Annotated in this window: 25 protein-coding genes, 1 other RNA gene and 2 pseudogenes; 10 read left to right on the top strand and 18 right to left on the bottom strand. The window is 63.3% G+C overall.

Going from position 1 to position 23,697, the window contains the following annotated elements; all coding sequences use genetic code 11:
* Window positions 1–64: 64 nt before the first annotated feature.
* The 5 genes from AB6802_RS12235 to AB6802_RS12215 form a co-directional block, all read right to left on the bottom strand.
* Complete coding sequence (locus tag AB6802_RS12235; protein WP_371010351.1) at window positions 65–250, bottom strand: DUF2065 domain-containing protein; 186 nt, start codon at window positions 248–250, stop codon at window positions 65–67.
* A gap of 6 nt (window positions 251–256) precedes the next feature.
* Complete coding sequence (gene hflC, locus AB6802_RS12230; protein WP_371010350.1) at window positions 257–1,228, bottom strand: protease modulator HflC; 972 nt, start codon at window positions 1,226–1,228, stop codon at window positions 257–259.
* Window positions 1,228–2,337, bottom strand: a complete 1,110-nt coding sequence (gene hflK, locus AB6802_RS12225) for an FtsH protease activity modulator HflK (RefSeq protein ID WP_371010349.1) — start codon at window positions 2,335–2,337, stop codon at window positions 1,228–1,230. Before hflK ends, hflC begins: the two co-directional genes overlap by 1 nt.
* A gap of 134 nt (window positions 2,338–2,471) precedes the next feature.
* A complete protein-coding gene (locus AB6802_RS12220) occupies window positions 2,472–2,990 on the bottom strand; it encodes a dihydrofolate reductase (RefSeq protein ID WP_371010348.1) in 519 nt (172 codons plus the stop codon).
* Window positions 2,990–4,009 carry a DUF4424 domain-containing protein gene (locus tag AB6802_RS12215; protein ID WP_371010347.1) on the bottom strand — a complete coding sequence of 340 codons (1,020 nt, stop codon included), beginning with the start codon at window positions 4,007–4,009 and terminating at the stop codon, window positions 2,990–2,992. The genes AB6802_RS12220 and AB6802_RS12215 overlap by 1 nt, the downstream gene beginning before the upstream one ends.
* Before the next feature lie 140 nt (window positions 4,010–4,149).
* Here AB6802_RS12215 and cobF point away from each other — a divergent pair, with 140 nt between their 5' ends.
* A complete protein-coding gene (gene cobF / locus AB6802_RS12210; RefSeq protein ID WP_371010346.1) occupies window positions 4,150–4,914 on the top strand; it encodes a precorrin-6A synthase (deacetylating) in 765 nt (254 codons plus the stop codon).
* A 110-nt stretch (window positions 4,915–5,024) separates the two neighbouring features.
* Here cobF and AB6802_RS12205 read toward each other — a convergent pair whose 3' ends face one another.
* The 4 genes from AB6802_RS12205 to modA form a co-directional block, all read right to left on the bottom strand.
* Window positions 5,025–5,366 carry a winged helix-turn-helix domain-containing protein gene (locus tag AB6802_RS12205; protein ID WP_371010345.1) on the bottom strand — a complete coding sequence of 114 codons (342 nt, stop codon included), beginning with the start codon at window positions 5,364–5,366 and terminating at the stop codon, window positions 5,025–5,027.
* Between the two features lie 88 nt (window positions 5,367–5,454).
* A complete protein-coding gene (gene modC, locus AB6802_RS12200; RefSeq protein ID WP_371010344.1) occupies window positions 5,455–6,567 on the bottom strand; it encodes a molybdenum ABC transporter ATP-binding protein in 1,113 nt (370 codons plus the stop codon).
* Entirely contained in the window at window positions 6,564–7,268 is a 705-nt protein-coding gene (gene modB, locus AB6802_RS12195; RefSeq protein ID WP_371010343.1) for a molybdate ABC transporter permease subunit, read from the bottom strand. The genes modC and modB overlap by 4 nt, the downstream gene beginning before the upstream one ends.
* Before the next feature lie 19 nt (window positions 7,269–7,287).
* The gene (gene modA, locus AB6802_RS12190) at window positions 7,288–8,082 is read right to left on the bottom strand and encodes a molybdate ABC transporter substrate-binding protein (RefSeq protein WP_371010342.1); all 795 of its coding nucleotides are present in this window, start codon (window positions 8,080–8,082) and stop codon (window positions 7,288–7,290) included.
* A 166-nt stretch (window positions 8,083–8,248) separates the two neighbouring features.
* Between modA and AB6802_RS12185 the strand changes: the two are divergent.
* A pseudogene (locus tag AB6802_RS12185) lies at window positions 8,249–8,457 on the top strand (molybdopterin-binding protein).
* Between the two features lie 16 nt (window positions 8,458–8,473).
* Here AB6802_RS12185 and AB6802_RS12180 read toward each other — a convergent pair.
* Together AB6802_RS12180 and AB6802_RS12175 are read right to left on the bottom strand one after the other, a co-directional pair.
* Window positions 8,474–9,268, bottom strand: a complete 795-nt coding sequence (locus AB6802_RS12180) for a thymidylate synthase (RefSeq protein ID WP_371010341.1) — start codon at window positions 9,266–9,268, stop codon at window positions 8,474–8,476.
* Window positions 9,269–9,494: 226 nt separating this feature from the next.
* Complete coding sequence (locus AB6802_RS12175) at window positions 9,495–9,806, bottom strand: DUF2853 family protein (RefSeq protein ID WP_371010340.1); 312 nt, start codon at window positions 9,804–9,806, stop codon at window positions 9,495–9,497.
* A gap of 169 nt (window positions 9,807–9,975) precedes the next feature.
* Here AB6802_RS12175 and ssrA point away from each other — a divergent pair.
* Window positions 9,976–10,336, top strand: a transfer-messenger RNA (tmRNA) gene (ssrA, locus tag AB6802_RS12170).
* A 98-nt stretch (window positions 10,337–10,434) separates the two neighbouring features.
* Window positions 10,435–10,992, top strand: a complete 558-nt coding sequence (locus AB6802_RS12165) for an AAA family ATPase (RefSeq protein WP_371010339.1) — start codon at window positions 10,435–10,437, stop codon at window positions 10,990–10,992.
* A gap of 47 nt (window positions 10,993–11,039) precedes the next feature.
* Here AB6802_RS12165 and AB6802_RS12160 read toward each other — a convergent pair whose 3' ends face one another.
* Window positions 11,040–12,245, bottom strand: a complete 1,206-nt coding sequence (locus AB6802_RS12160; protein ID WP_371010338.1) for a multidrug effflux MFS transporter — start codon at window positions 12,243–12,245, stop codon at window positions 11,040–11,042.
* 231 nt (window positions 12,246–12,476) lie between these two features.
* Between AB6802_RS12160 and AB6802_RS12155 the strand changes: the two genes are divergently transcribed.
* From AB6802_RS12155 to AB6802_RS12140, 4 genes are all read left to right on the top strand, one after another.
* Window positions 12,477–13,160 (top strand): TetR/AcrR family transcriptional regulator, encoded by a 684-nt coding sequence (locus tag AB6802_RS12155; RefSeq protein ID WP_371010337.1) that lies wholly within the window; start codon window positions 12,477–12,479, stop codon window positions 13,158–13,160.
* Window positions 13,161–13,276: 116 nt separating this feature from the next.
* Window positions 13,277–13,810 (top strand): SspB family protein, encoded by a 534-nt coding sequence (locus AB6802_RS12150; RefSeq protein WP_371010336.1) that lies wholly within the window; start codon window positions 13,277–13,279, stop codon window positions 13,808–13,810.
* Window positions 13,811–13,819: 9 nt separating this feature from the next.
* The gene (locus AB6802_RS12145; RefSeq protein ID WP_371010335.1) at window positions 13,820–14,017 is read left to right on the top strand and encodes a DUF4169 family protein; all 198 of its coding nucleotides are present in this window, start codon (window positions 13,820–13,822) and stop codon (window positions 14,015–14,017) included.
* A gap of 7 nt (window positions 14,018–14,024) precedes the next feature.
* Entirely contained in the window at window positions 14,025–14,252 is a 228-nt protein-coding gene (locus tag AB6802_RS12140) for a ribbon-helix-helix domain-containing protein (RefSeq protein ID WP_371010334.1), read from the top strand.
* A 10-nt stretch (window positions 14,253–14,262) separates the two neighbouring features.
* Here AB6802_RS12140 and AB6802_RS12135 read toward each other — a convergent pair whose 3' ends face one another.
* Window positions 14,263–16,065: a chloride channel protein gene (locus AB6802_RS12135; protein WP_371010333.1), complete on the bottom strand. Its 1,803-nt coding sequence runs from the start codon at window positions 16,063–16,065 to the stop codon at window positions 14,263–14,265.
* 229 nt (window positions 16,066–16,294) lie between these two features.
* On the opposite strand from AB6802_RS12135, the gene AB6802_RS12130 reads away from it, so the two are divergent.
* Window positions 16,295–16,726, top strand: a complete 432-nt coding sequence (locus AB6802_RS12130; RefSeq protein WP_371010332.1) for a MarR family winged helix-turn-helix transcriptional regulator — start codon at window positions 16,295–16,297, stop codon at window positions 16,724–16,726.
* 39 nt (window positions 16,727–16,765) lie between these two features.
* Here AB6802_RS12130 and AB6802_RS12125 read toward each other — a convergent pair whose 3' ends face one another.
* Entirely contained in the window at window positions 16,766–20,734 is a 3,969-nt protein-coding gene (locus AB6802_RS12125; protein ID WP_371010331.1) for an AsmA family protein, read from the bottom strand.
* Window positions 20,735–20,945: 211 nt separating this feature from the next.
* On the opposite strand from AB6802_RS12125, the gene AB6802_RS12120 reads away from it, so the two are divergent.
* Window positions 20,946–21,914 (top strand): Dyp-type peroxidase, encoded by a 969-nt coding sequence (locus AB6802_RS12120; protein WP_371010330.1) that lies wholly within the window; start codon window positions 20,946–20,948, stop codon window positions 21,912–21,914.
* A 27-nt stretch (window positions 21,915–21,941) separates the two neighbouring features.
* Here AB6802_RS12120 and AB6802_RS12115 read toward each other — a convergent pair whose 3' ends face one another.
* The 4 genes and pseudogenes from AB6802_RS12115 to AB6802_RS12100 all read right to left on the bottom strand — a co-directional run bounded on the left by AB6802_RS12115 (window position 21,942) and on the right by AB6802_RS12100 (window position 23,682).
* A complete protein-coding gene (locus AB6802_RS12115) occupies window positions 21,942–22,460 on the bottom strand; it encodes a hypothetical protein (protein WP_371010329.1) in 519 nt (172 codons plus the stop codon).
* A 103-nt stretch (window positions 22,461–22,563) separates the two neighbouring features.
* Complete coding sequence (locus tag AB6802_RS12110) at window positions 22,564–22,980, bottom strand: GFA family protein (RefSeq protein WP_371010328.1); 417 nt, start codon at window positions 22,978–22,980, stop codon at window positions 22,564–22,566.
* A gap of 60 nt (window positions 22,981–23,040) precedes the next feature.
* Window positions 23,041–23,178: pseudogene (locus AB6802_RS12105) on the bottom strand (FAD-linked oxidase C-terminal domain-containing protein); the annotation flags it as partial.
* A 54-nt stretch (window positions 23,179–23,232) separates the two neighbouring features.
* Window positions 23,233–23,682: an avidin/streptavidin family protein gene (locus tag AB6802_RS12100; RefSeq protein ID WP_371010327.1), complete on the bottom strand. Its 450-nt coding sequence runs from the start codon at window positions 23,680–23,682 to the stop codon at window positions 23,233–23,235.
* Window positions 23,683–23,697: the final 15 nt, after the last annotated feature.

The raw sequence follows: 23,697 nt of genomic DNA, 5'->3' as shown, positions 1-23,697 counted from the left end.
TGTTGCGGCTATGGCTACCGGCTGACGATAAATCGTCAATCGCCGCCGCACCGCGCGGAATTCTTCACCCGCGCACCAGCCAGACGACGCCGACGCCGACGGCGATTGCAGCCAGCCCGCCGACGCGAAGCGCATTCTCCGGCATCGACAGCACTTCGGTTGCGAGTTTCCGGGCCAGCGCCGGAAACCCGCCATAGACTAGGCCTTCGATCACCAGGACGAGGCCAATAGCCGCCAGAAAATCCTGCACCGCCCGTTACTGGGCGGTGCTGGGTTGCGCGGTCGGGGCCGCCGGCGCGGTGGAAGCGGCCGGCGCCGGCAGCGATGCCGCCGGCAGTCCCGGCTGAGGCTTGCTGCCCGGATCGCGGAAGTAGCGGAAGAACTCGGACTCTGGCGACAGCACCATCGTCGTTCCCGTGTTGTCCAGCGCCGAGCCATAGGCATTCATCGAACGGTAGAAATCGAAGAAGGCCGGATCGCGCTTGTAGGCTTCGGCGAAGGTCGCGCTGCGTTGCGCCTCGCCTTCGCCGCGCAGGATTTCCGATTCCTTCTGCGCCTCGGCAACGATCTCTACGACCTCGCGATCGGCTCGCGCCTTGATGCGCTGCGCTGCTTCGTTACCGCGCGCTCTCAGCCGCTCGGCTTCCGCCAGGCGTTCGGCCTTCATGCGGTCAAAGGTCTGCTGCGAGACCTCCGCCGTGAGATCCGTACGGCGGATGCGCACGTCCTCGATGTCGAGACCGAGCGAGGTAGCGTCCGGACGCAGTTGATCGCGCACCTCGCGCATCATGACGCCGCGCTCCTCGGAGAGTGCGGCCTCGAAGTCGCGCAGACCGTAGACGCGGCGCAGCGCCGCATCGAGACGGGTCCTGAGCCGCGCTTCGGCAAGCTCGACCTGGCCGGACACGGCCGCGCGGAATGTACGCGGGTCCGAGATGCGGTAGGCGATGAAGGCGTCGACCTCATAGAACTTGCCGCCGGAAACCTGGACGCGGATGTTGTCGAGGTCGAAGCGCATCACCCGCTTTTCGACCATTTGCACGCTGTCGGCGTCGAAGAAGGCGAACGGCGCCTTGAAGTAGATGCCGGGCTCGCTCTTGACGTCGATGATTTCACCGAACCTCAAAACGATGGCCTGCTGGCCGGCACTGACCACGAACACCGCGGAATAGAGCAGGAACAGAAGAACCGCTGCGACGACCGCGAGGATGGGAAGACGGTTGGCCATCACTGGTTACCTCCCGTCGTGGCGCCCAGGGCGGGCGCCGGCGGGGCCTTCGGCTGCAGGGCCGGCAGCGGCAGGTAAGGCAGAACGCCCTGGCCGTTGCCCTGTTCGACGATGACCTTGTTCGAGTCCTTCAGGATCTTCTCCATGGTTTCCAGATAAAGGCGCTTGCGCGTCACTTCGGGCGCCTTGGCATATTCGTTGTAGACGGAGATGAAGCGCTGCGCCTCGCCTTCCGCCTCCTGGACGACACGGTTCTTGTAGGCGGCCGCATCTTCGCGGACCTGAGCCGCCTGGCCACGCGCCTGGCCGAGCTTCTGGTTGGAATACTGGTTCGCCTGCTCGACGAACTTGTCCTCGTCCTGCTCGGCGCGCTGCACCTCGTCGAACGCATCGGCCACTTCGCGCGGCGGAGCAGCATCCTCGATCGAGACTGCGTTGACCTGCAGACCCGTCTTGTAGCCGTCGAGCGTTGCCTGGATGATCTCCCGCACCCCGGTTGCGATGCCCTGACGGTCGTCGCGGAAGATATCCTGCGCCGGGCGCCGGCCGACGACTTCGCGCATCGCGCTTTCAGCGACCTGCGACAGCATGCCGTCGGGATCGGAAACGTCGAACAGGTAAGCCTTGGGGTCGGAGACCTGATAGGCGACCGAGAACTGCACGTTGACGATGTTCTGGTCGCCGGAGAGCATCAGGCCGGAGCCGCTGCTTGCCCCACCGCCGACACTGACCAGTTGTTCGGAGATCTTGGCGGTTTCGACCGTTTCGATCGGCCACCAATGGAAATGCAGGCCCGGCTGCGAAAGCTCGGTCTTCGGCTTGCCGAAGCGCAGTTCGACCGCGACCTCGTCCGGCTGCACGGTATAGATCGCCTTGAAAGCCCACAGCGCAATGAGCGCCAGCGCGATCAGTCCGAGCACCGCCGGGCTGGCGCCGCCGCCGCCCGGAAGGGCGCGCCGCAGCCTGTCCTGGCCGCGACGAATGATATCCTCGAGATCGGGAGGCGAACCCTGCGGACCGCTTGGCCCTTTCGGTCCCTGCCCCCAAGGCCCCTGATTGTTGCCGCCGCCCCACGGGCCGCCGCCGCCGCTCTTGTCGTTCCAGGGCATGAATGTCCTTTCGCTCGGTTCCCTCGGGCCTTACGGCGCAATGTCGTCCTTCTATAGGGACGCCTTGGCACGCTTTCAACGCGATGTGCCATCGCCGCCGTCCGATTTGGGCCGGTAGCGACCGTTTGTCGTCTTTAATCGCCTGGGCGACGACGCTGGTAGACCGTGTAGCGTGTCGCGTGGCTGTCTTTTTCGCCGGCGGGAAAATCTTCCGAACGCACGATCCGCCAGACATTTGGGTCGATCGGCGCGAAATGCGCGTCGCCGTCGACCTCGGCCAGCACATGCGTGACATGCAGGCGGTCGGCAAGCGGCAGGGCCTGGGCATAGATTTCGCCGCCGCCAACCACGCAGATCTCCTCGGCGCCCGCCATGCAGCGTCCGCGCACCCTGGCCAGCGTGATCGCCTCGTCCAGCGAATGGGCGACGTCGACGCCCTCGGCGCGCCAGGCCTTGTCGCGCGTCACCACGATGTTGAGCCGGCCGGGCAAGGGCCTGCCGATGCCTTCATAGGTCTTGCGGCCCATGATGATGGGCTTGCCCATCGTATCGGCCTTGAAGCGCTTGAGATCGGTGGAAAGCCGCCAGGGCAGACCGCCTTCGCGCCCGATCACGCCGTTTTCGGCGATGGCGACATAGATCGCAACCTCCATCAGTTGGCGTCCCCGCCATTGCTGTCCGACGGCTCGAGCAGCAGGATGTCGATGTCATGCTCGGGATAGAAATCCTTTGCCGTCATCTCGAAGGTCGTCGGTCCGACCTTTTTGACATTGTCGCCGCAAAACGAGATCAGCGCTTTCGGATTGGCCTTGTCGACGGTCAGCTTGAATTTGCCGATGGTGCCGGCCGCCCAATTGCCGCCGGTGGTCAGGATGTAGGCAATGCGGTTTTCGTAGAATTTCGGATAGCCGTCAGCCTTCGCCGCCTGGCGAATTGCATTCTCGAAGGCGTCATCCATGCAGTAGCGCGTCTTGTAGGTGGTGTACTGGCTGCCCTCGGCGAACTTTCCGTCATAGAAGAAGCTGACCGAGGAGGTGCCGCCGACGCTCGGCTTGTAGCGGTGCGAGACATGGACGTCCTTGTTGGCCGGGAAGGTCGAACGCCACCAATAGGTCGAACGCAGCTGCCAGAACGGCGCGTAGGCCGGCGTCAGGCCTGGACTGTTGTCGGACTCGGGATCCTCGATGATGATGCCGCGGTTTTCCCAGTCCTTGGCGACCGCGCTTGGCAGCTTCGCCAGCGCGGTCTTGGCGGCGTCGCTGAACGGGTTGAACGGAACGTTCTGCGCCTTCAGCTCGGCGCTGATATCGATGCCGAGCGCGAACACCTTCTGCTCGAGCTGCGGCTTTGCCGGGGCTCCGTCGATCGTCAGCTCGAAACCGAGGAAATTGTCGCTCTGGTTCTCGGGGATCGCCGGCATTTCCTCGGGGTCGCCCGAAATGTCGGGCAGCGGGAAAGCGACGATCGCATCGACATCCTTGTCGGTGTTGTTGTGGAAGACATAGTCGACCGTCACTTTTTCCGGCGAGATGAAGAGGTCCTCGCTTTGCATCGCGACCGCATCGCTGCGCGACAGGATCAGGCCGCCGGTGCTGAGCTCGGCAGTGGAATCATTGGCGAGGGCCGGTGCGGCCGAAAGCGCCAGCACTGCGAACAGGAAGCTGCGGAACATGAAAATCCCCCCGGCGGAAATGCCTCCGCCAACCTATCCGGTCGGCATGGCGTTTCAAAGCCCTTCCGCGCTGAAGTCGCGAGCCACCGCGGCGCCGGCGATCTGGACAGGCCGTTTCCGATCAGGCAGGAGTGCCCCCCATGCGCAAGCTTCTCGTCATCGGCATCGGCGCCGGCAATCCCGAGCACATGACGGTACAGGCCATAAACGGCCTGAACCGGGCCGACGTGCTGTTCATTCCCGACAAGGGGGCGAAGAAGAACGATCTCGCCGAGTTGCGCCGACAGATCTGCGATCGCTTCGTCACCAACCCGAAATCGCGCCGGGTCGAGTTCGACGTTCCGGTTCGCGCCGAGCCGACATCGTCCTACCGGACCACGGTCGACGATTGGCATGAAGCGATTGCCGCCATCTACGAAGGCCTGATCCGCGACGAGTTGACCGAGGACGGATGCGGCGCCTTCCTGATCTGGGGCGACCCGTCGCTCTATGACAGTGCGCTGCGCATCCTCGAACGCGTGCGGCAAAGGGACAATGTCGCCTTCCAACTCGAGGTCGTCCCAGGCATCACCGCCATCCAGGCGCTTGCCGCCTCGCATGCCACCGCGCTCAACCGCATCGGCGATTCGATCCTGGTCACCACCGGCCGCCGCCTTACGGAGGAAGGCTTACCTGCCAATGCCGGCTCGACCGTTGTCATGCTCGACGGCAAATGCGCCTTCAACACGATTGTAGACAAGGATGTCCTGATACAGTGGGGCGCCTATCTCGGCACGCCCGACGAGATCGTCATCTCCGGCCGGCTTGGTGACGTCGGCGAAGAGATCGAAAAGGTTCGCGAGGAGGCTCGCAAGAAAAAGGGCTGGATCATGGACACGTATCTGCTGCGGAAGTCAGGGGAGTAGGGCAGCAGGAAAGATTAAGCACGCCGAGACGTCGCATCCTACTGCCCTACTGCCCTACTGCCCTACTGCCCTACTGCCCTACTGCCCTACTGCCCTACTGCCCTACTGCCCTACTCCGCCTCGATTTCGGCCTGCAGGGCCTGCATATGCACCGAAGCGGCCGAAGCGGCGGCCCGCTCTATTGCTCGGAACCGGCTGACGACCGCCAGCCCGACCGAGGTCAGTTGCGCGCCGCCGCCCTTCCTGCCGCCGGTCTGTGCCGAAACCAGCGGCTTGCCAAACACGCGGTTCATGTCCTCGACCAGGTCCCAGGCATGTTTGTAGGACATCTCCATGCCGCGCGCCGCGGCCGAGATCGAGCCGAAGGCGGCGATCTGCTCCAGAAGCTCGATCTTGCCCGGGCCGATTCTTCCGTCCGGGTCGAGATTTATCCGCAGGCTGAGCGACGGCATTTCATTTCCTCGGATTTGACAGCGGCAGAATAGCCCTTGCTGGGAAAGATCGCTATTCCAAATGCACATAGCGGTATCATCGAATTCCTCAAACGCTTGCTTCGACCGACAGGCCGGCACCGGTGTTCGCCCGATCGAAACTCACCGTCTTGATGACAGCGAACACCTTGCTTCCCAATTGCAACCCAAGCGCCTGCCGCGATTGCGCGGTTATGCGCGCCAGCACCATCACGCCACCGCAATCGATGCCGATCTCGACCTCGGGGCCCTCGCCTGGCTTCATGCTGACAATCGTGCCCGGCAGGATGTTGAGCGCGCTGAGGCCGGTCGGTTTCTCGGTAGCGATCATGACGTCGCGGGCACGGACGCGGATGCGAACCAGCGCGCCGACCGGCCTCGCCAGTTTCGGCACGCGGATCTCGCCGGCCGGCGAGGCGAGCACCGTCATGCCGAATGCCTCGTCGTGGCGCAGCACCTTGGCGTCGAGCACCGCGCCGCCCTCGCCACGTTCTTCCGCCGGCAACAGGTCGAGCCGCTGCATGATCGCTTCCGTGGGGCCGGAGGCCGAAACCTTGCCTTGCGCAAGCACCACCACGTCGCTCGCCAGCCGCGCCACCTCGGCAATGGAATGGCTGACATAGACGATCGGGATTTTCGTCTCGTCGCGCAGCCGCTCGATATAAGGCAGGATCTCGGCCTTGCGCGCCTCGTCGAGCGAGGCGAGCGGCTCGTCCATCAACAGCAGTTTTGGGCTGGCGAGCAGCGCACGGCCGATCGCCACGCGCTGCTTTTCCCCGCCCGACAGCTTTGCCGGCCGCCGGTCGAGCAGATGGCCGATGCCGAGCAGGTCGACCACGGCATCGATGTTGGCGTAGCGCTCGGCCGCCGGCGTGAACCAGCGACCATAGCGAAGATTGCCGGCGACGCTCATATGCGGGAACAGCCGCGCGTCCTGGAACACCATGCCGATCCGCCGCTTGTGCATCGGCACGAAGATGCCTGCTTCCGTGTCGACCAGCATGCGCCCGTCGACCGTGATGCGGCCCCTGTCGGGGCGGATCAGCCCGGCAATCAGATTGATCAGCGTCGACTTGCCCGAGCCCGAGGGCCCGAACAACGCCGTCAGCCGGCCGGCGCTCTCGAATTTCCCCTCGACGGCGAAGTCGCCCAGACGATGGCTGATGTCGACAGCGAGCGTCATTCGATGTCCATCCGCCGGCCCACGCGCCGCGCCAGCACTTCCGAGGCGATGAGCGCCGCCATCGAGATGACGATCGAGATCAGCGTCAGTCTAAGTGCGCCCTCATCGCCGCCCGGCACCTGGGTGAAGGTGTAGATGGCCGAAGGCAATGTCTGCGTTTCGTTCGGAATGTTGGAGACGAAGGTAATCGTGGCGCCGAACTCGCCCATGGCCTTGGCAAAAGAGAGGATGGCGCCGGCGATCAGGCCAGGCAGGATCAGCGGCAGCGTGATGGTGGCGAACACCCAGAGCGGATTGGCGCCAAGCGTGCCGGCGGCCGCCTCCATCTTGCGGTCGACGGCCTCGATGGAGAGCCGGATGGCGCGTACCATCAGCGGAAAGCCCATGACGCCGCAGGCAAGCGCAGCACCGGTCCAGCGGAAGGAAAAGACGATGCCGAAATGCTCGGCCAGGAACGCGCCCGCCGGCCCGCGTTTGCCGAATGCAAGCAGCAAGAGATAGCCGGTGACAACGGGCGGCAGGATGAGCGGCAGGTGCACCAGGCCGTTGAGCAAGGTCTTGCCCCAAAAGCGCCCCCGCGCGAGCAGGAGCGCAATCAGGATGCCGGGTGGCAGGCTGAAGACCATCGCCACCAAGGCGACCTTGATCGACAGCCGGACCGCATTCCATTCATCAGGAGTGAGGTTCAGCAGCCAGTTCATACGCGATGTCAGGTCTTTCTCAGTTGCTCGGCGTGAGCACCGTAAAACCCTGTTCCCTGAAGAGGTCGGCGGCCTTGGCCGACTCGACGCATTTCAGGAAGGCAGCCGTATCCTTGTCCTTCGAATCCGCGATTTGGGCAATCGGGTAGATGATCGGCGGATGCGAATCCTCCGGGAAGGTACCGACGACCTTGACGCCCTTCTCGGCATGCGCGTCGGTCGCATAGACGATGCCGAGCGGCGCTTCGCCGGTCGACACCAGCTTCAGCGCGGCGCGAACGTTCTCGGCCTGGGCGACCTTGCCTTCCACCGACGACCATACGCCCAGCGATTCCAGCGCTGCCTTACCGTATTTGCCGGCGGGCACCGCCTTGAAATCGCCCATCGCGAGCTTGCCGTCGCCGACGAGCTTGGCGAGATCGAAACCTTTTTCCACCTTCGTCCCGACCTTGGAATCTTTCGGCGCCACCAGCACGATCTGGTTACCGAGCAGCTTCACTTCAGTGTCCGGCTTGGTCAGCTTCTTGTCGGAGAGATATTTCATCCAGTCGAGATCGGCCGAAACGAAGACGTCGGCGGGCGCGCCACCTTCGATCTGCTTGGCCAGCGCCGAGCTTGCAGCGTAGGAAATGGTCACCGTTCCGCCGACTTCCGGCTCGCAGGCCTTGTTGACCGCATCGAGCGCATCCTTGAGACTCGCCGCGGCGAACACGATCACCTTGTCGTCGGCATGGGCCGCAGGCATTGCGGCGATCAGCATTGCGGTCAGACCGCCAATGGCGGCCGCCTTCAATCCAAAACCATTGCCCAACATAAACTCTCTCCCGGTTTGACAATTCGCACGGCCCAAAGCCTCGGATCGATATATCCGGATGAACATAACAAGGGAAGGCTTTTCGCCTGCCATGACATTGTGCGCCAGCGTGGTCACTGCCTACAACGGATGCGAAACGGCACAGCGAAGTTCAAAGGAGAGACGCATGAAGGTCAGCGCCTGCAACATCCTCAACGTAAGGTAACCGAGATCGTCAAGGGAGCCACCACCTCGCATGTCCGCATAGACATTGGCGGTGGCGTCATTGTCACCGCGTCGATCACCAATGAAGCGGTGGCCGACCTCGCGCTCGAAAAGGGCAAGCAGGCCTATGCGGTGGTAAAGGCCTCCGACGTGATGGTCGGCATCGACTGATGCCGACGAGGCAGGTTCACACCGCGATCGGCGCCTTGATATTCGCGTCGGCGAAATAATTCTCAAGCCGGAAGTCCTCGAAACGGAAGCCGAAAAGGTCCTTCACATCGGGGTTGATCCACATCGTCGGCAGCGCCTTGGGTGTGCGCCGCAGCTGTTCGCGCGCCTGTTCGAAATGGTTCGCGTAGAGATGCGCGTCGCCCAGCGTATGGACGAAATCGCCGGGTTTCAGCCCGGTCACCTGCGCCACCATCAGTGTCAGCAACGCGTAGGAAGGAATGTTGAACGGCACGCCGAGGAAGATATCGGCCGAGCGCTGGTAGAGCTGGCAGGAAAGCCGGCCTTCCGAGACATAGAACTGGAACAGGCAGTGGCACGGCGGCAGCGCCATCGCCTCGACCTCGGCCGGATTCCAGGCCGAGACGATCAGCCGGCGCGAATTAGGATTTTTACGTATCTCCTTCAGAAGATTCGCAATCTGGTCGATTGCGCCGCCATGCCCGTCGGGCCAGGAACGCCATTGCTTGCCATAGACTGGGCCGAGATCGCCGTTTTCGTCGGCCCATTCGTCCCAGATGGTGACGCCGTTGTCGTTCAGATATTTGATGTTGGTGTCGCCGGCCAGGAACCACAGAAGTTCGTGGATGATCGACTTCAGATGCAGCTTCTTGGTGGTGGTGACCGGGAAGCCGCGCGAAAGATCGAAGCGCATCTGGTAGCCGAACACCGAGCGCGTGCCGGTGCCGGTGCGGTCGCCGCGATCGGCGCCGTTTTCCAGCACATGCTTCAACAGGTCGAGATATTGGCGCATCGGCATTGCCTCGATTCGGCTAACACATGATCATAGCGCATGTGCACGCCAACGCCACGCCTGTCTGCAATCCCATGCCGGGAGCGGAGGCGTTTTCAGAATTCGCTCTGGCGAGTCGAATAGCGTGGTATTCGACAACCGGAGCTGAGCGTACTTAAAAGTACGTGAGCACCGGAAGCGCAGCAAAGCGCGCCAGTGGCTGCCAGAGTAGAATTATCAAAAGGTTCTAGAGCGAGCCGAGTTTGCCGAGATCCTTGGCGACCAGGTAGTAGAAGGTCACGCGGCTCTTGGTGTTGTCCGCATGCATCGCCTTGCAGGTCTTCTCGATCGATGCATTGGCCTTTGCGGCGTCGGCGATGCCGAGCTTCTTGCCGATCCAGTTCTCTCGGACGCGATCGAGTTCCTTGGGGTCGGTGCAGGACACCAGCGAGGAATCGCGGTTCCTGAGCGCAATGCCCAAATGCTTGACGATCTTTTCGACCACCTCCGCGCTGGCGCCGGCGTCGTATTTCTTCACATCCGCAAGATAGTCGGCCATCAAACTTCCCCTCGTCGGCGCCACCGATGTGATCGATGAGGGTTGTGGCGCGCCGCGCAACCTGTGCGCTAGGTCAGAGACTCCTCACCGCAAGCCGGAGCTTCGATTGAGTGCGAGCGCAAGTCAACCCTCGGCGGCGCGCTTTGCCACGGGGACAAAGTGCCGGTTTGGCCTTTCTTTTTCGCTTATCGATCCCTATATTCGGTTCGTCGGCTTGACCGACTATGGCGATAAACAGGCGATGAAATAAGCCGTTCGGACCCGGGGGCGGTACCCGGCGCCTCCACCAAAAACCGCTCTGGATGACGGAGCGGCTTTTGCTGGGGGCGAAATAGGATCGACGAAGGTGTAAAGATCGTACTTTTGCCCGGCATTGTACCACCGTCATCGGGCTAAACTTATAGTTGCCAACGACAACTATGCGGAAGCACGTCTCGCTGCTTAATGCAGTGCGATAGCTTCAAATCAAGCCCTAGGGGTTCGCACTTCTAGGCGGGGTTCGGAGGTACCTGGCAACAGAAACCTCCACTTCCCCCTTTCTGCTTCCCCAATCATCAACAGAACGGCCAAGCCCTCTCCGGCGCGTCATGCGCGGCGCGGCCTGCCGCGCATCATCCACAGACAGCTCATGCAGAATGACATCGATCGATTTTTCGTTCTGACCGGCGGTCCCGGTTCCGGCAAGACGACACTGATCGAAGCGCTGAAAGCCAAAGGCTTCGCGACCGCGCCCGAAGCCGGGCGCGGCATCATCCGCGACCAGATGGCGATCGACGGCCCTGCCCTCCCCTGGCGCGACCGCGCGCTGTTTGCCGAACTTATGCTGTCCTGGGAGCTGCGCTCCTGGCATGCCGCGCATGCCGAGCCCGCTCCAGTCTTCTTCGACCGCGGTGTGGCCGATACAATCGGCTATCTCAGGCTTTGTGGTCTGCCGGTGCCCGAGCACATCGGAAGTGCGGCAGATAAATTCCGCTATGCGCGTCGCGTTTTCGTCGCGCCGCCATGGCCTGAGATCTTCACCCAGGACGAAGAGCGCAAGCAGACGCTCAACGAAGCCGAGCGCACTTTTCAAGCGGTGACCGGTGTCTACGCCGAACTCGGCTACGAGCTGGTGCCGCTGCCTCTTGTCTCCGTCGAGGAGCGGGTGCGCTTCATCCTCGATCAGGCCGGCTTGCGTCAGACATAAAAAAAGGCCGGGATGACCCGGCCTTCTTGCTTGCTGGTGGCCGTTGCTTATTCCGCCGGCGCTTCCGCTGCTTCCCGCGAGCGGCCAAGCGTCACCTTGGCCAGCGTGAAGGAGATCACCGCGCACAGCGTGATGCCGGCGACCATCGGCAGTGGGGTGCCGTCGAAGAAGACACCGGCGACGCCCATCGCCAGCGCGCCGATGGCGAAATGCAGCGTGCCCATCAGCGCCGAGGCGGTACCCGCGATCTCGCCATGCTCTTCCATGGCCAGCACCGAGGTGGTGGGGATGACGAGGCCGAGGAAGCCGTAGCCGACAAACAGCAGCGCCGCCATCACGTCGAGGCGGTCGACGCCGGATGCCATGATCGCAAATAGCGCCACCATCGTCGTGGCATAGCCGGTGACCGCAACCCAGACGACGCGCTTCAAGCCGAAACGCTCGGCCAGCATCCCGGTCAGCTGCGACATGCCGATGAAGGCAACCGCATTGATCGAGAAGAACACGCTATAGACCGACGGCGACAGGCCGTAATGGTCGATCAGGATGAAGGACGAGCTCGACAGATAAACGAAGAAGCTGGCGATCCCGAAGCCGGCGATTGCCGTCAGGCCGAGGAAGTTGCGGTCACCCAACAGGAAGCGGTAGCCGGCCAATGCGGTGCCGAAGGACGAGTTGGCGCGCTCTTCGGCTGACCGCGTCTCCTTGAGCGAGGTGGCAAGCAGGATCGTGGCCAAAGCCGCTGCAGCCGTCACGGTCCAGAACACGGCGCGCCAGCCGAAGCTCTCGATGATCTGGCTGCCGGTCAGCGGCGCCAGGATCGGCGACACCGAAAACACCAGCATCAAGAGCGACATCAGCTTGGCGGCCTCGTTGCCGGTGTGCAGGTCGCGCACGATGGCGCGCGGCACCGCCATGCCGGCGCTGGCGCCGAGCCCCTGCAGGAAACGGAAGGCGATCAGCCATTCGATGGTCGGCGCCATCGCCGAGCCGACGCCGCCGATCATGAACAGCGCGAGGCCGCCATAGAGCGGCAATTTGCGCCCGACCATGTCGGAGATCGGACCGACGACGATCTGACCAAAACCCATCGACAGGAAGAAGATCAACAGGCTCATCTGCACGGCAGCGGTGCCGGCATGCAGATCCTGGCCGATCGAAGGCAGCGCGGGAAGATACATATCGATGGCGAACGGGCCGATCGCGGACAACAAGCCGAGCACGACCGCAATGCGGAGGAATTTGGGACTCATGATAAAGGCTCTTTTCGAATGTGGTTTGTCGCCGCGAAATAGCGGTGTCTAAACCCAGGACGTTCCATCCCGCGGAAATTCGACATCAAGGAGCAAACTTGTTTGTCTCAAGCGCGAATTCAGTTCGCCTCTTAGCGAATTGAATTCGTCCCCTATCGCGAATTCCCTTTCTTATGTCCACAAATTTAGACACCCTTGTCCAATTCGTCAATCACCGCTATATAGTTTTTTATGAAGCACGGCTTTTCTCCTGACACTTTCCCGCCACGTAGCCATGAGGCCAAACGCGTGTCGGTGGTCGACGCTGCTGCTGGCGTGTTCTGCCGGGAAGGCTATGCCGGGGCCAATATCGACTTGATCGCGGCCGAGGCCGGCGTGTCGCGCCAGACCGTCTACAACCATCATGGCGACAAGGAAAAGCTTTTTGTCGCGGTGGTGCGCGACCTGACCGAGCGCTGCAATGCGGGCATCTTCGCCACGATCGCCACCTTCCCCGACCAACCGACCGATCTCGAGGCCGATCTGATCACGTTTGCCGTTCGCATGAACCGCAACTGCATCTGCAGCCGCGATGGCCGTTTCCTGCGCAAGCTGATCCAGGCCGAGGGCGAACGCTACCCGGAACTCTTTGCCGAATGGCGTGAGCGGGGTCCCGGCCGCACATGGTCGGCGCTTGCCGCCCGCTTCGCCCGGCTCGCTCTTGCCGGCCACCTGTCGATCGGCGATCCCGATGTCGCGGCGCGCCAGTTCCTGGCGCTGGTCAATGCCGAATTGCAGATCACCTTCATGCTCGGCGGCACGCCGACCGAGGAAGAGGTCCAGCACTCCGCCAGCAACGGCGTGCGGACCTTCCTCAACGCCTTTGCCAGGAAGAAACAGCCAGCCGGCAAACAGCCGGTCCTCGCCCACGCCTGAGCGATCAAATCGTCGGCACCCCTCTTGGCCTCAGCGCTTTGCGCCTATATGCGGTTTACGCCGCGCCCAAGCTTGATTACAGCTATGCGGACGATTCAACGGAACCCGACCAGCACATGGCCGACGACCACATCCGCTACGACATTCTGGCCCAGGAGGCTCTGCGCGGCGTCATGCGCAAGGTCCTGGCCGAAGTCGCGCGCACCGGCCTTCCGGGCAATCATCACTTTTTCATCACCTTCCTGACCGGCGCGCCGGGCGTGCGCGTCTCGTCCAGGCTGCGCGAGCGCTATCCCGAACAGATGACCATCGTCATCCAGTTCCAGTACTGGGACCTGAAAGTGACGGATGCCGGTTTCGAGGTCGGGCTCTCCTTCTCCGATGTTCCGGAAAAGCTGGAGATCCCCTTCTCCGCCGTGCGCGGCTTCTACGATCCGTCGGTCAATTTCGAGCTCGAATTCGACGTCAAGAGCGAGACCGCGGAAGACGAAGCCGCGGCACCTGCTCCCGAACCGATCGCCGTCGTCGTTCCCGAAAAGAAGCCGGAATCCAAGAAGAAGGCCGCCGAGGCCGAGAAGAAGGCCGCTGTCGCCGAGACCGGCGGCAAGGGCGCCGACGTGGTTTCGCTCGACGCCTTCCGCAAGAAGTAAGCCGGCGCGATGGGCGAGATCGTCAATCTCCGCCAGGCCCGCAAACAGAAAGCGCGCACCGAGAAGGAACGCCTGGCAGGTGAGAATCGAGCGTTGCACGGCCGCTCCAAAGCCGAGCGCGACCGTGACCGATTGACCTCCGACAAGGCCGAAAAGTTCGTCGCCGGCCATCGCCGCGAAAAGCCTGACGATCCTGGTGAGCGCTGAGCACCCGATGGCCGCGGTCGAAAAACGCTCTGTAACGATCCGCGGCCACCGCACCAGCTTTTCGCTGGAACAGCCCTTCTACAACGACCTCATCGTCATCGCGGCGGAACGATCGCTGTCGCTCGCCGCACTCGTCGCAGAGATCGACGAGACCCGCACGCGCGACGCCAATCTATCTTCGGCGCTCAGGCTCTATGTGCTCGCCTGGGCAAAGCGCGACGGCAAGGCATCGTAAAGACGGGCGCTTACGCCGGGTCGCTAACGCCCTGTCCCGCCTTGCGCCTGCCGCCAAAATTGAGCAACGCGGTGCGATCGCGCTCTTCCGCCTGCTTTTTCGACCTGACCCGCATCATGTCCTTCCAGCCGATATAGCCGACGAGTTGTTCATCCTCGCGTGAGACGACCGGCAGATGCGAGACATTGGCGAGCAGCAGCTTGTCGGAAAGTGCCTCCAGATATTCGTCCGGATAAGCGAGCGTAATCTTGCTGCCGGCAAGCAGTTCGCCGAGCGTCGCCTTGCGGTGCCTGCCGTTACGACGCCAGCGCAGGATCGCCGGCGGATCGATGACGCCGAGCACATGCCCCTCGGCATCGACCACCGGGAAGCTCGGATGCCTCGTCTCGGGCCCGGTGAGAAAGGCAGCCGCGCCATGCAGCGTCATCGTCGCAGGCACGCTTTCCACCTTGGCCGTCATCACCTCGCGCACCCTGGTCAGCGCGAAAGGATCGACACGGTATTCGCGCACGAGATGATGTCCGCGCCGGGCCACTTTCTCGGTCAGGATCGAGCGCTTCATCAACAATACGGTGACGGCGTGCGCCGTGGCGCAGGCCGCGATCAGCGGCACCAGCACATGCGTGTTGCCGGTAAGCTCGGTGGCGAAGAAGGTTGCGGTTAGCGGCGCACGCATGGTGCCGCCCATGGTCGCCGCCATCGCCAGCAGCGGCCAGAAGCCGGGGCTCGCTTCCGGCAGGATGCCCGACAGCACCGCGCCCATCGCGCCGCCCATGATCAAGAGCGGCGCCAGCACGCCGCCGGAGGTTCCGGAGCCTAGCGCGACGGACCAGATGATCGTCTTGACCACCAGCAGCAGGAGCGCCGCCGTCGCAATCATGCGGCCGTCCAGCATGTTGGCGATGTTGTCGTAGCCGACGCCAAGGGCATGCGGCTCGATCAGGCCGCCGATGCCGACCACCAGGCCGCCGATCATCGGCCACCACATCCAGTGTATCGGCAATTTCAGGAAAGCGTCCTCGCAGGCATAGACCAATTGCGTCAGCAGGCCGGAAAGAAGGCCAGCGGCAATGCCGATCAGCACCCAGCCGCCCAAGCCGGTGATCGATGCCTCCATGCCCCCCGAAAACGGAAAGATCGGCCCCGGCATATGCAGCAAGGTGCGCTCGACCTCGGCGACGATCGCGGCGACAGCGACGGGGATGAAACTGCGCGGCGTCCATTCGAACAAGAGCAGCTCGACCGCGAGCATGATGGCCGCGATCGGCGTGCCGAACACGGTCGTCATGCCGGCCGCAGCGCCCGCCACGAGCAGCGTCTTGCGCTCATTGTCGCTGACCGGCAGCATCTGCGCGATCAGCGAGCCGATGGCGCCGCCGGTCATGATGATCGGGCCTTCGGCACCGAACGGCCCACCCGAGCCAATCGAGATCGCTGACGACAACGGCTTCAGTACAGCGACCTTGGCGTCGAGCCGCGAGCGGCCGAGCAGGATCGCCTCGATGGCTTCGGGGATGCCGTGGCCGCGGATCTTCTCGCTGCCGAAGCGCGCCATCAGTCCGATGATCAGCGCACCGATCACCGGCACGAAGACGGCGGCAAGCCCGAGCGGTGTGTCTTCCAGCCTGAGCTCGGCCAGCGAAAACTGACCGAAATAAGCAACATTGGTGGCAAGCCGGATGAGCTTCAGCAGCGCGATGCCGGCGAACAGCCCGGCGGTCGCTACCACGACGGCAATGGCCGCGATCAGCAGAACGCGTGGATCGGTGGTGAAGTCACGGAGGTGGTCGTTGCCGTCGGAGGCGGATTTCATGGGGACTCAGCTTTCTGGCGGCGCGCTTGCCGACCGATCGTCGGGCGGCTACATATCGTAACACGATATAATTCTTCAAGACCCCTTCGACCGCCGCCCCCGCGTCATTTTGGACAAGGATTGCGTCACAGCATGATCCCGCACAATGGGAACCGGTTTTCGGCGAACATCATGCGCCAACAAAGATCTACGCTTTGAGGTTTCGCGCGAAAGCGCCATAAGTCGAGAGATGACGACGCCAAAAAACCCACGACCCGAAATCAGCCTGGCCGACTACCAGAGGCTGTCGGAGTTCCGTTATCTCCTCCGCCGCTTTCTCGAATTCAGCCAGGTCCAGGCCAATGACGCAGGCCTGACGCCTCGCCAGCACCAGGCGCTGCTGGCAATCAAAGGCTATCCCGGTGGCGGACCGGTGGCCGTCGGTGACCTGGCCGAGCGGCTGCGCATCCGCCATCACAGCGCGGTCGAACTGGTGAACCGCCTTGCCGAGGCGGGGCTTGTCGTCAGGGATCAGGACAAGGCGGACAACCGGCGTGTGCTGCTGCAGCTGACGCCTCTGGCCGACGACCGGCTGGCGGAATTGTCAGTCGCGCATCTCGACGAGCTTTCCCGCATCGAGCCTATGCTTCGGCGCCTGCTTTCACGCCGCGAGCCATCCTGAGCGCCGCGACGACTTCGGCCGCTATCCATTGGGGAGGCATCAACCGCCGTCGAGCGACTTCAACAGATTGTCGATGGTGAACGGATTGGGCTTCGGCTTCGCCGGCGCTGAAATCGAGCCGTCATTGACGCCGGGTAGCGATTGGTCGGCCTTCGGCGCTTGCTCGGCGGCCTTGCGCTCGGCCTCCTGTTTAGCTTGCTCGGCCTTCTTGCGGTCCGCCTCGGCTCGCGCCTTGGCTGCTTTGTCGGCCGCCTGTTGCTCGGCCTGGGCTTTTGCCTCTGCGTCAGCCTTGGCCTTTGCCTCAGCGTCGGCCTTGGCCTTTGCATCGGCCTCGGCCTGAGCCTTCGCGGCAGCGTCCGCCTTGGCTTTCGCTTCCTCGTCCGCCTTGGCTTTTGCTTCGGCTTCCGCCTGGGCCTGCGCCTCGGCTTCGGCCTTTGCCTTGGCGTCGGCCTCCGCCTTCTGCCGCGCCTCTTCCTCCTGGCGGCGCAATTCCTCGGCCGCCTTGTCGCGCTCAGTCTCGAGCGCTGCGTAGTAGCGCACCTCGCGCCGCAGCCTTTGCTTTTCGAGCAGCGCCGCCTGCATCGCCTCGACGCGTTGCTGCTCCTTCTCCAGCGCGCGCTGCGTCAAGAACTGCGCCAGCGGTTCGCTGTCGAACTTGGCAGCGATCGCCCCCAGCGGTCCGGCAAGGCTGAAGTTGACGGCCGGTTCCGAACCGACTAGCGCCTCGTCGCCCGGATGATAGGTCAAAGCCCCCTTTGCCGTGACGGTCTCAGTGTTGAGGTCGGCCATCACGTCGGCGGACAAGGTTGCGGCCGGATTCTCCAGGCTGATCGGCGGCGCGCGCAGCGTGCCATTGGCGACGGTGAAGGCCATATCCGTATCGCCGGCGGCAAAGCCGCCTGCGCCGGCGATCCGCGGCGCGAAATCCGCCGTCTTGGCGGTGTCGATATCGCGCCCGATCGTATCTGCCTTCGCAATGATGGCGGCAAACCCGTCCGGATTGAGGCCGTCGATCTTCAGTCCTTTCAAGGTCGCAGTGCCCGATCCGGAAAGAGCGGCAATCATCGCGTCGACCGACTTGCCGCTGGTCGAGAGCGCCGCCGAAATGTCGCCGTTGCCGCTGACGCCGGCACCCGGCAGCACAGCGGGAAGATCACCCCCCGCGAGCTTCATCTGCCCGGAGAACAGACCGGTACCTTCGGTGTTCTTGAGCTCGAACAGACCGGTCAGCACGCCGCCGTAGAGCTTGGCCTTGAGGTCCGCTACATGGATGCCTTCGCGATCGAGCTTGAGCGAAAAGGCCGCGTCATGCGCCGTGGCGAACGGCCCGGCGGTCAGCGCCGATGTGGTGAGGTCGAGGTCGGCATTGAACGGCAGCGTCGATTTCTGGCTGAACGGCGCAGTCGGCCATCCGTCCTTGGCCGTGGCGAAGGATTGGTCGCCGAACAGCGACACGGCCAGCGGATCGAGATCGAGTTCGTCAAGCACCAGCGCGCCGGCCAGATGCGGCAGTCCGTCCTTGGCATCGATATTGACGTCGCCCGACACCGACGCCTTGTTGATCGAACCGGTGAGACCGCTCAGCACCAGCAGCCCGTTGCCGAAATCGGCATCGGCCGCGAGCGATGCCGAGGTGCCGGTGCCCATGCCGGGCAAGCCGACGCCCGTTGTCATCAACCACGGCTCGATATCAGCAGCGTCGAGATTGACCTTGCCCTTGGCGGCCGCACCTTGCGGCGTGGCGGCGACGGTCCCGCCAAAACTCGCTTTGAAGTCATCGGCAGTCAGGTTGAAGCTGGTCGCCAGACCGCCGGCCACCGAGCCCTTTGCCGAGATGTCGGTTGTGGCGTGGCCGAGCATGCCGAGCGGCAGCGCCGGCAGCCCGTAAAGCGCAAGCAGCGGCGTGGCGTTGTCGTTGCGCGCATTGAAGGTGATCGATACCGGCGCTTCGAGCAATTTGTCCGCGGTTCCTTTGCCGGACAGCGAAGCCGAGAAGGCCGAACCGCCGGCCTTGCCCTGGGCCGAGAGCGCCAGGCCGGTGGTGCCGTCGCCATTGTCGGCGGCACTTGTCAGCAGATCGACACGGGCATCCTGGAACAGTTCGGGATAGGCCGCCGCGCGGCTTGCGAGGCCCTTCAGCACGACATTGTCAGGATAGTGCTCGGCCGCAACATCGATCAGCGGCTTCAAATCCACCGCCACGATGGAGGCATTGAGCTTGCCCGTCGGCGCCTGCGGAAAATCCTTGACCCGGCCCGTGGCGCTGATCGAGGCGCCGGCCAGTCCGCCGATGGAGAGCTTGTCCACCTCCAGCAGGCCCTCGCGCAGCCGCAGCGCCGTGTCGACCGTGTCGGCGGTGAGCCCGCCGGCGCTCACCGGACCGGCCTTGATCTGGAAATCGAGATCGCGGTCGGAAAAGCGGTTGGCGCCCTTATCACTGATAAAGATCGAGGCGAAGGCGGCCAGCCCGTCAAGGTCCATTTCGCCGCCGGTGAGCCGCATCAGCACCGATGGCCTGGCGCCGTCCGGCTGGCTGGAATCGATGTCGCCCGAGAATTTCGCCTTGCCGAGGATGAGTTCGAGATCGCTGAACGACTGCCGGTTGTCGCTGAGATCGACCTTGGCCTTGAAGCCGGCGGCCGGCAGTCGTCGGATCGCTTCGTCGACATCCTTCGACAGCCAGGCGGCAAAGCCGGAAGGCTGCCCGACCGCAAGCAGCAGCGAGCCGGTGAAGCCGAAATGATCCTCGATGCTCAGCATGCCGTTGGCTTCGAGCGTCGCGCGGCCCGGCAGCGTGGCGGCAAGCGACTTCACCGACCAGCCGCCCTCGACCGGCTCGGCCGAAAGCCGCACGTCACGCACCGTCGTGTCGCCCGCCACCACCGCCGGCAGCTTGACCTCGACCGTGCCCGGTATGGTCGGCTTCGGCATGTGCTGCAGCGTCTGCTCGAAGGCCGCGAGGCGCTGGTCGAGCGTCAGCCCGGCGCCGGCACTTGCACCGACGGCCTCGTCGAATTGCACCTGCGCGCCGCTGGCCTCGATCGAGAAATGCGGCTTCGAGCCGAGATCGATTGCGGCCTTGCCGTCGGCGGTATAGGGATTGTCGAGTGGCCCGGTCTCGAAGCGGAACTCGTCGACACCGAGTTTTTGATAGTCGAGCGCGAACTTGCCGTTAAGCCGGAAACCCGGATCGGGCTTGCCGGTGCCGACCTTGACCGGCTCGCCGTCGGTGCCGCGCAGTTCGACCGAGTTCCTGTCGGCGCCATTCTGCTCAGAGCTTGTAACCTTGAACTGGCCGGAATAGACGGCCGCACCCTTGACGATGCCGGCATTGCCGTCGGTCTCGATAACAAGCGGATAGGCATCGGGATCGGCCTTCAGCCTGATCCGCATCTGGCCGTCGGCTTCCACCTTGCCGGTCGAGGCCGACACGTCCGTGCGCAGCCCATCGAAGCGCAGCGTGCCGTCCATGCGCCAAGGGCCGGTGAGCGACTTGGCCGACACCGTCGAGTTGATCTGCGAAATCAGATGATTGCGTCCGCCGGCCTCGTGGCGCAGTTCGATCTGCCCCTCTGTGATCGTCAGCTTTTCGATCGAGATCTGGTTGGGATCGAAGGGCGAGGATGGCCGCATCGCCCAGTCGACGGTGCCGTCGCTGGCGACGTCGATGATCGCTTTCGGATGCACCAGCCGCATGTCGAAGATCAGCACTTCGCCGCGCAGGAATGGCGCGAGTTCGGCATCCATCGAAAAGGTCTCGACGGTCATGGCCGGCTGGCCGGCCGGGCCACCGGCAACCTCGACATTGGAGAAGGTCACCGACGGAAACGGCAGCAGCCGTGCGGTGGCATCGCCCTTCACCGTCACCTTGCGGCCAAGAATGGCGCTCGCCTCACGCTCGAAATCGGCACGGTAGCCCGTCCAGTCGATGAAATACGGCACCACCAGCGCCGCGCACAGCACCAGCACGAACAAGCCACCGAAGATCACGAACAGGCGTGCGAGCATTTGCTCCAGGGGGTTGGGATGAAAGCCAGCCGCACTCTACCCGCATCCGCGTGTCGATAAAGAGGCAATTCGGCAATGTCGGCCCGCAATCCCGGGCAATCTCGGCAGTTGCGCGACCGCTCGCGGTCGCGATATCTCTTTCGCAATCCCCTGCCCCTCCCGGCCATGCCCTTGGCCGTCTCAAAGCTGAACCCAACACGGAGCGTTCCCGATGTCAGGCAAGAACTGGGACAGAGTGCCGATCGACGCGCAAAGCGTCGACGCACCGCTGTCGATGGCCGCGATTTTCCTCGTCGTCACCGTTGGCGCCGACAAGGCGGCGCTCGACGAGTTCGCTTCGGTGCTCGGCGGCCTTGACGATCTCGTCAAGAATGTCGGTTTTCGCGACTTGTCCGGCCGGCTGTCCTGCATCGCCGGCATTGGCGCTGACCTTTGGAACCGGCTTTCACCCAATAGGCGGCCGCGCGAGTTGAAACCCTTCGCGCCGATCAAGGGCTCGGTGCATTCGGCGCCCGCGACGCCGGGCGACCTCCTCTTCCACATCCGCGCCGAGCGGCCCGACATGTGCTTCGAGTTCGAGCGTATTTTGCTCAATGGCCTCGGCGACTGCGTGAGCGTCGTCGATGAGGTCTCGGGCTTTCGCTATTTCGACGCGCGCGACCTGCTCGGCTTTGTCGACGGCACCGCCAACCCGACCGGTCTCGACCTGCCCGCCTCGGCTCTCGTCGGCGACGAGGACGCCGACTTTGCCGGCGGCTCCTATGTCGTGGTGCAAAAATACCTGCACGACATGGCCGCGTGGGGCAAAACGCCGACGCATGTCCAGGAAGAGATCATCGGCCGCACCAAGATCGACAACATGGAAATCGATGACGACGACAAGCCGCGCAAATCGCACAAGTCACTGGCCACGATCGAGGACGACGCCGGCAACGAATTCGACATCTTGCGCGACAACATGCCGTTCGGCCGTCCGGGGCAGAACGAGTTCGGCACCTATTTCATCGGCTACACGCGCTATCTGTGGGTGATCGAGAAGATGCTGCAGCGCATGTATGTCGGCGAACCGCCAGGCGCCTATGACCGGCTGCTCGATTTTTCGACGCCGCATACCGGCACGACCTTCTTCGCGCCGACGCGACCGCTGCTGCAGAAGCTCACCGAACAACCCGGAGCTTAACCAGCGTAAGAATCTGCTGCGACGCGTTTAGCGCGCGTCGCGCTTGGCCTGCGCCACCGCAGCGGCCTTTCGCTGCCGCCCACGTTCCATCGGCCGGACCAGGTTCTCAGCCTTCTGATTGGCCACCGCCCGCATGCCGCGATGCGCGGTGCGGGTGTTGAAGTCCGGGCTCTTCGCGGCCGCCTGCTTGCTGTCCAGCGCCTTGCGCGCGTTCTTGATCAACGAGGCACGCGCCGCCAATTGGCGACGGCGTTCGGCCTCGCCGTTTAGCCGCCGCATGGCCATCGCCAGAACCTCGAGCTTCAATTGTGAGCCGCCATCGGCCTTGGAGCGCGCAGCCCCTTTTGCCGCGCCCTTGCCGCGTATTTCACGCCGGCGGCGATGCGCTTCGGTCTGCGCCTTGTCGCGCCGCGCGCGCAGCAGCTTGACCAGGCCGGAAAGGTCGACATCGGCAAGCTCCTGCACCGCCGGATGGTGCGATTTCTCCACCAATTCCTGTTCGTCGGCGCTCAGCGCGCGCGCTTCTTCCTTCCGTGAAATGGCCATGACAATCCTCCTCAGCGGGCGGTGCCTGTCTTTTCAGACTTGCCGCCGAGGGAGCCTCGACCTGAATGGTGGCGCGGTCAAGACGAGCCGTATCCGCGCCGAGCTAATCGCGCTCCCCAAATGGGGGACCGCCGTTCATTTGCGGCAATTTATCGACAATCTCGACCCAAGGAGCCTTCGATCCAACCATGAAATGCTCGGCCACCGTCACCGATGGATCGGTATCGAGCGTTCCGAGTCTCAACCCCAGTTCCTTAGGGAAGGTTTGGTCGGTCTTGTAGATTGGCGAGCCGCAACAACTGGCGAAGAAGCGTTGCACACCGGGGCTGGACTCCCACACTTTCAGCAATTCGGCACCCAGAACAATCGCAAAATCCTCTGCGCGCACGCCTGCGGTGGTCCCGAAACTCGACCCGGAATGCTTGCGGCATCGCCAGCAATGACAATACGTGACTGGCCCGAGAAGCCCACCCTCGATCTTGTAGCGGACATGGCCGCAAGCACATGAACCATCCAGCATCCAGCAATGCTAGCTCAGGACGGTTCCGATGTCTCCGGCTCTCTCTGTCCCCGCTTCGCCCTACCCCACGCCCGGCAATATCTTGCCCGGGTTCATGATGTCTGCGGATCGAGCCTGCTTGATCGCGCGCATGATGTCGACGCCATGGCCAAGCTCGGGCCGCAGGAAGCCGATCTTGCCCCGGCCGATGCCGTGCTCGCGCCATCGCGATCGCCGGAGAGGCCAATCCGAGTTAGCCTCTCTGCCGTGGGATTAGCTTCTTTGGAACGTGTCCGCGCTGGTCGACATCGAGCGCCACCAATTCAGTTTTTCGATTTTCGCGGGTTGTCCCTCGCCGCCGGCCTTTATCGCCGCATCCGCGACGACAAACCATAACGTCTCCATTTTTCCGTCCCGAAGCAGGCCGGTATAGGAAACGACAGCATCTCCAACCGCCGTTTTCCCGCCGCCTGCAAAACTGATGCAGTCGCCGCGATGGACTCCCAGAACCGGAATTTCCTGGCCATGGAAACCGCTATCCGCCAGCGCGGTTCGAAACGATCCCGATATGCGATTGTCCGCATCATCGGTGATTTCAACAATGGACCCATATTGATTCTTCCAGACACCTTTCCAATTCATGGACGACCGCTCCGTTTTGACGATATCCGTTGGTTGCCGCAACGCGAAAGCCGAGACTCGGGTTCCGAGGGTGCGGGCCATTTCAGGCCCACCGTG

The sequence above is a fragment of the Mesorhizobium sp. RCC_202 genome (assembly GCF_041355295.1).
Taxonomy (GTDB): domain Bacteria; phylum Pseudomonadota; class Alphaproteobacteria; order Rhizobiales; family Rhizobiaceae; genus Mesorhizobium.
Note: the sequence above shows the minus strand (reverse complement) of the source record. Positions and strands in the feature narration are given on the sequence as shown.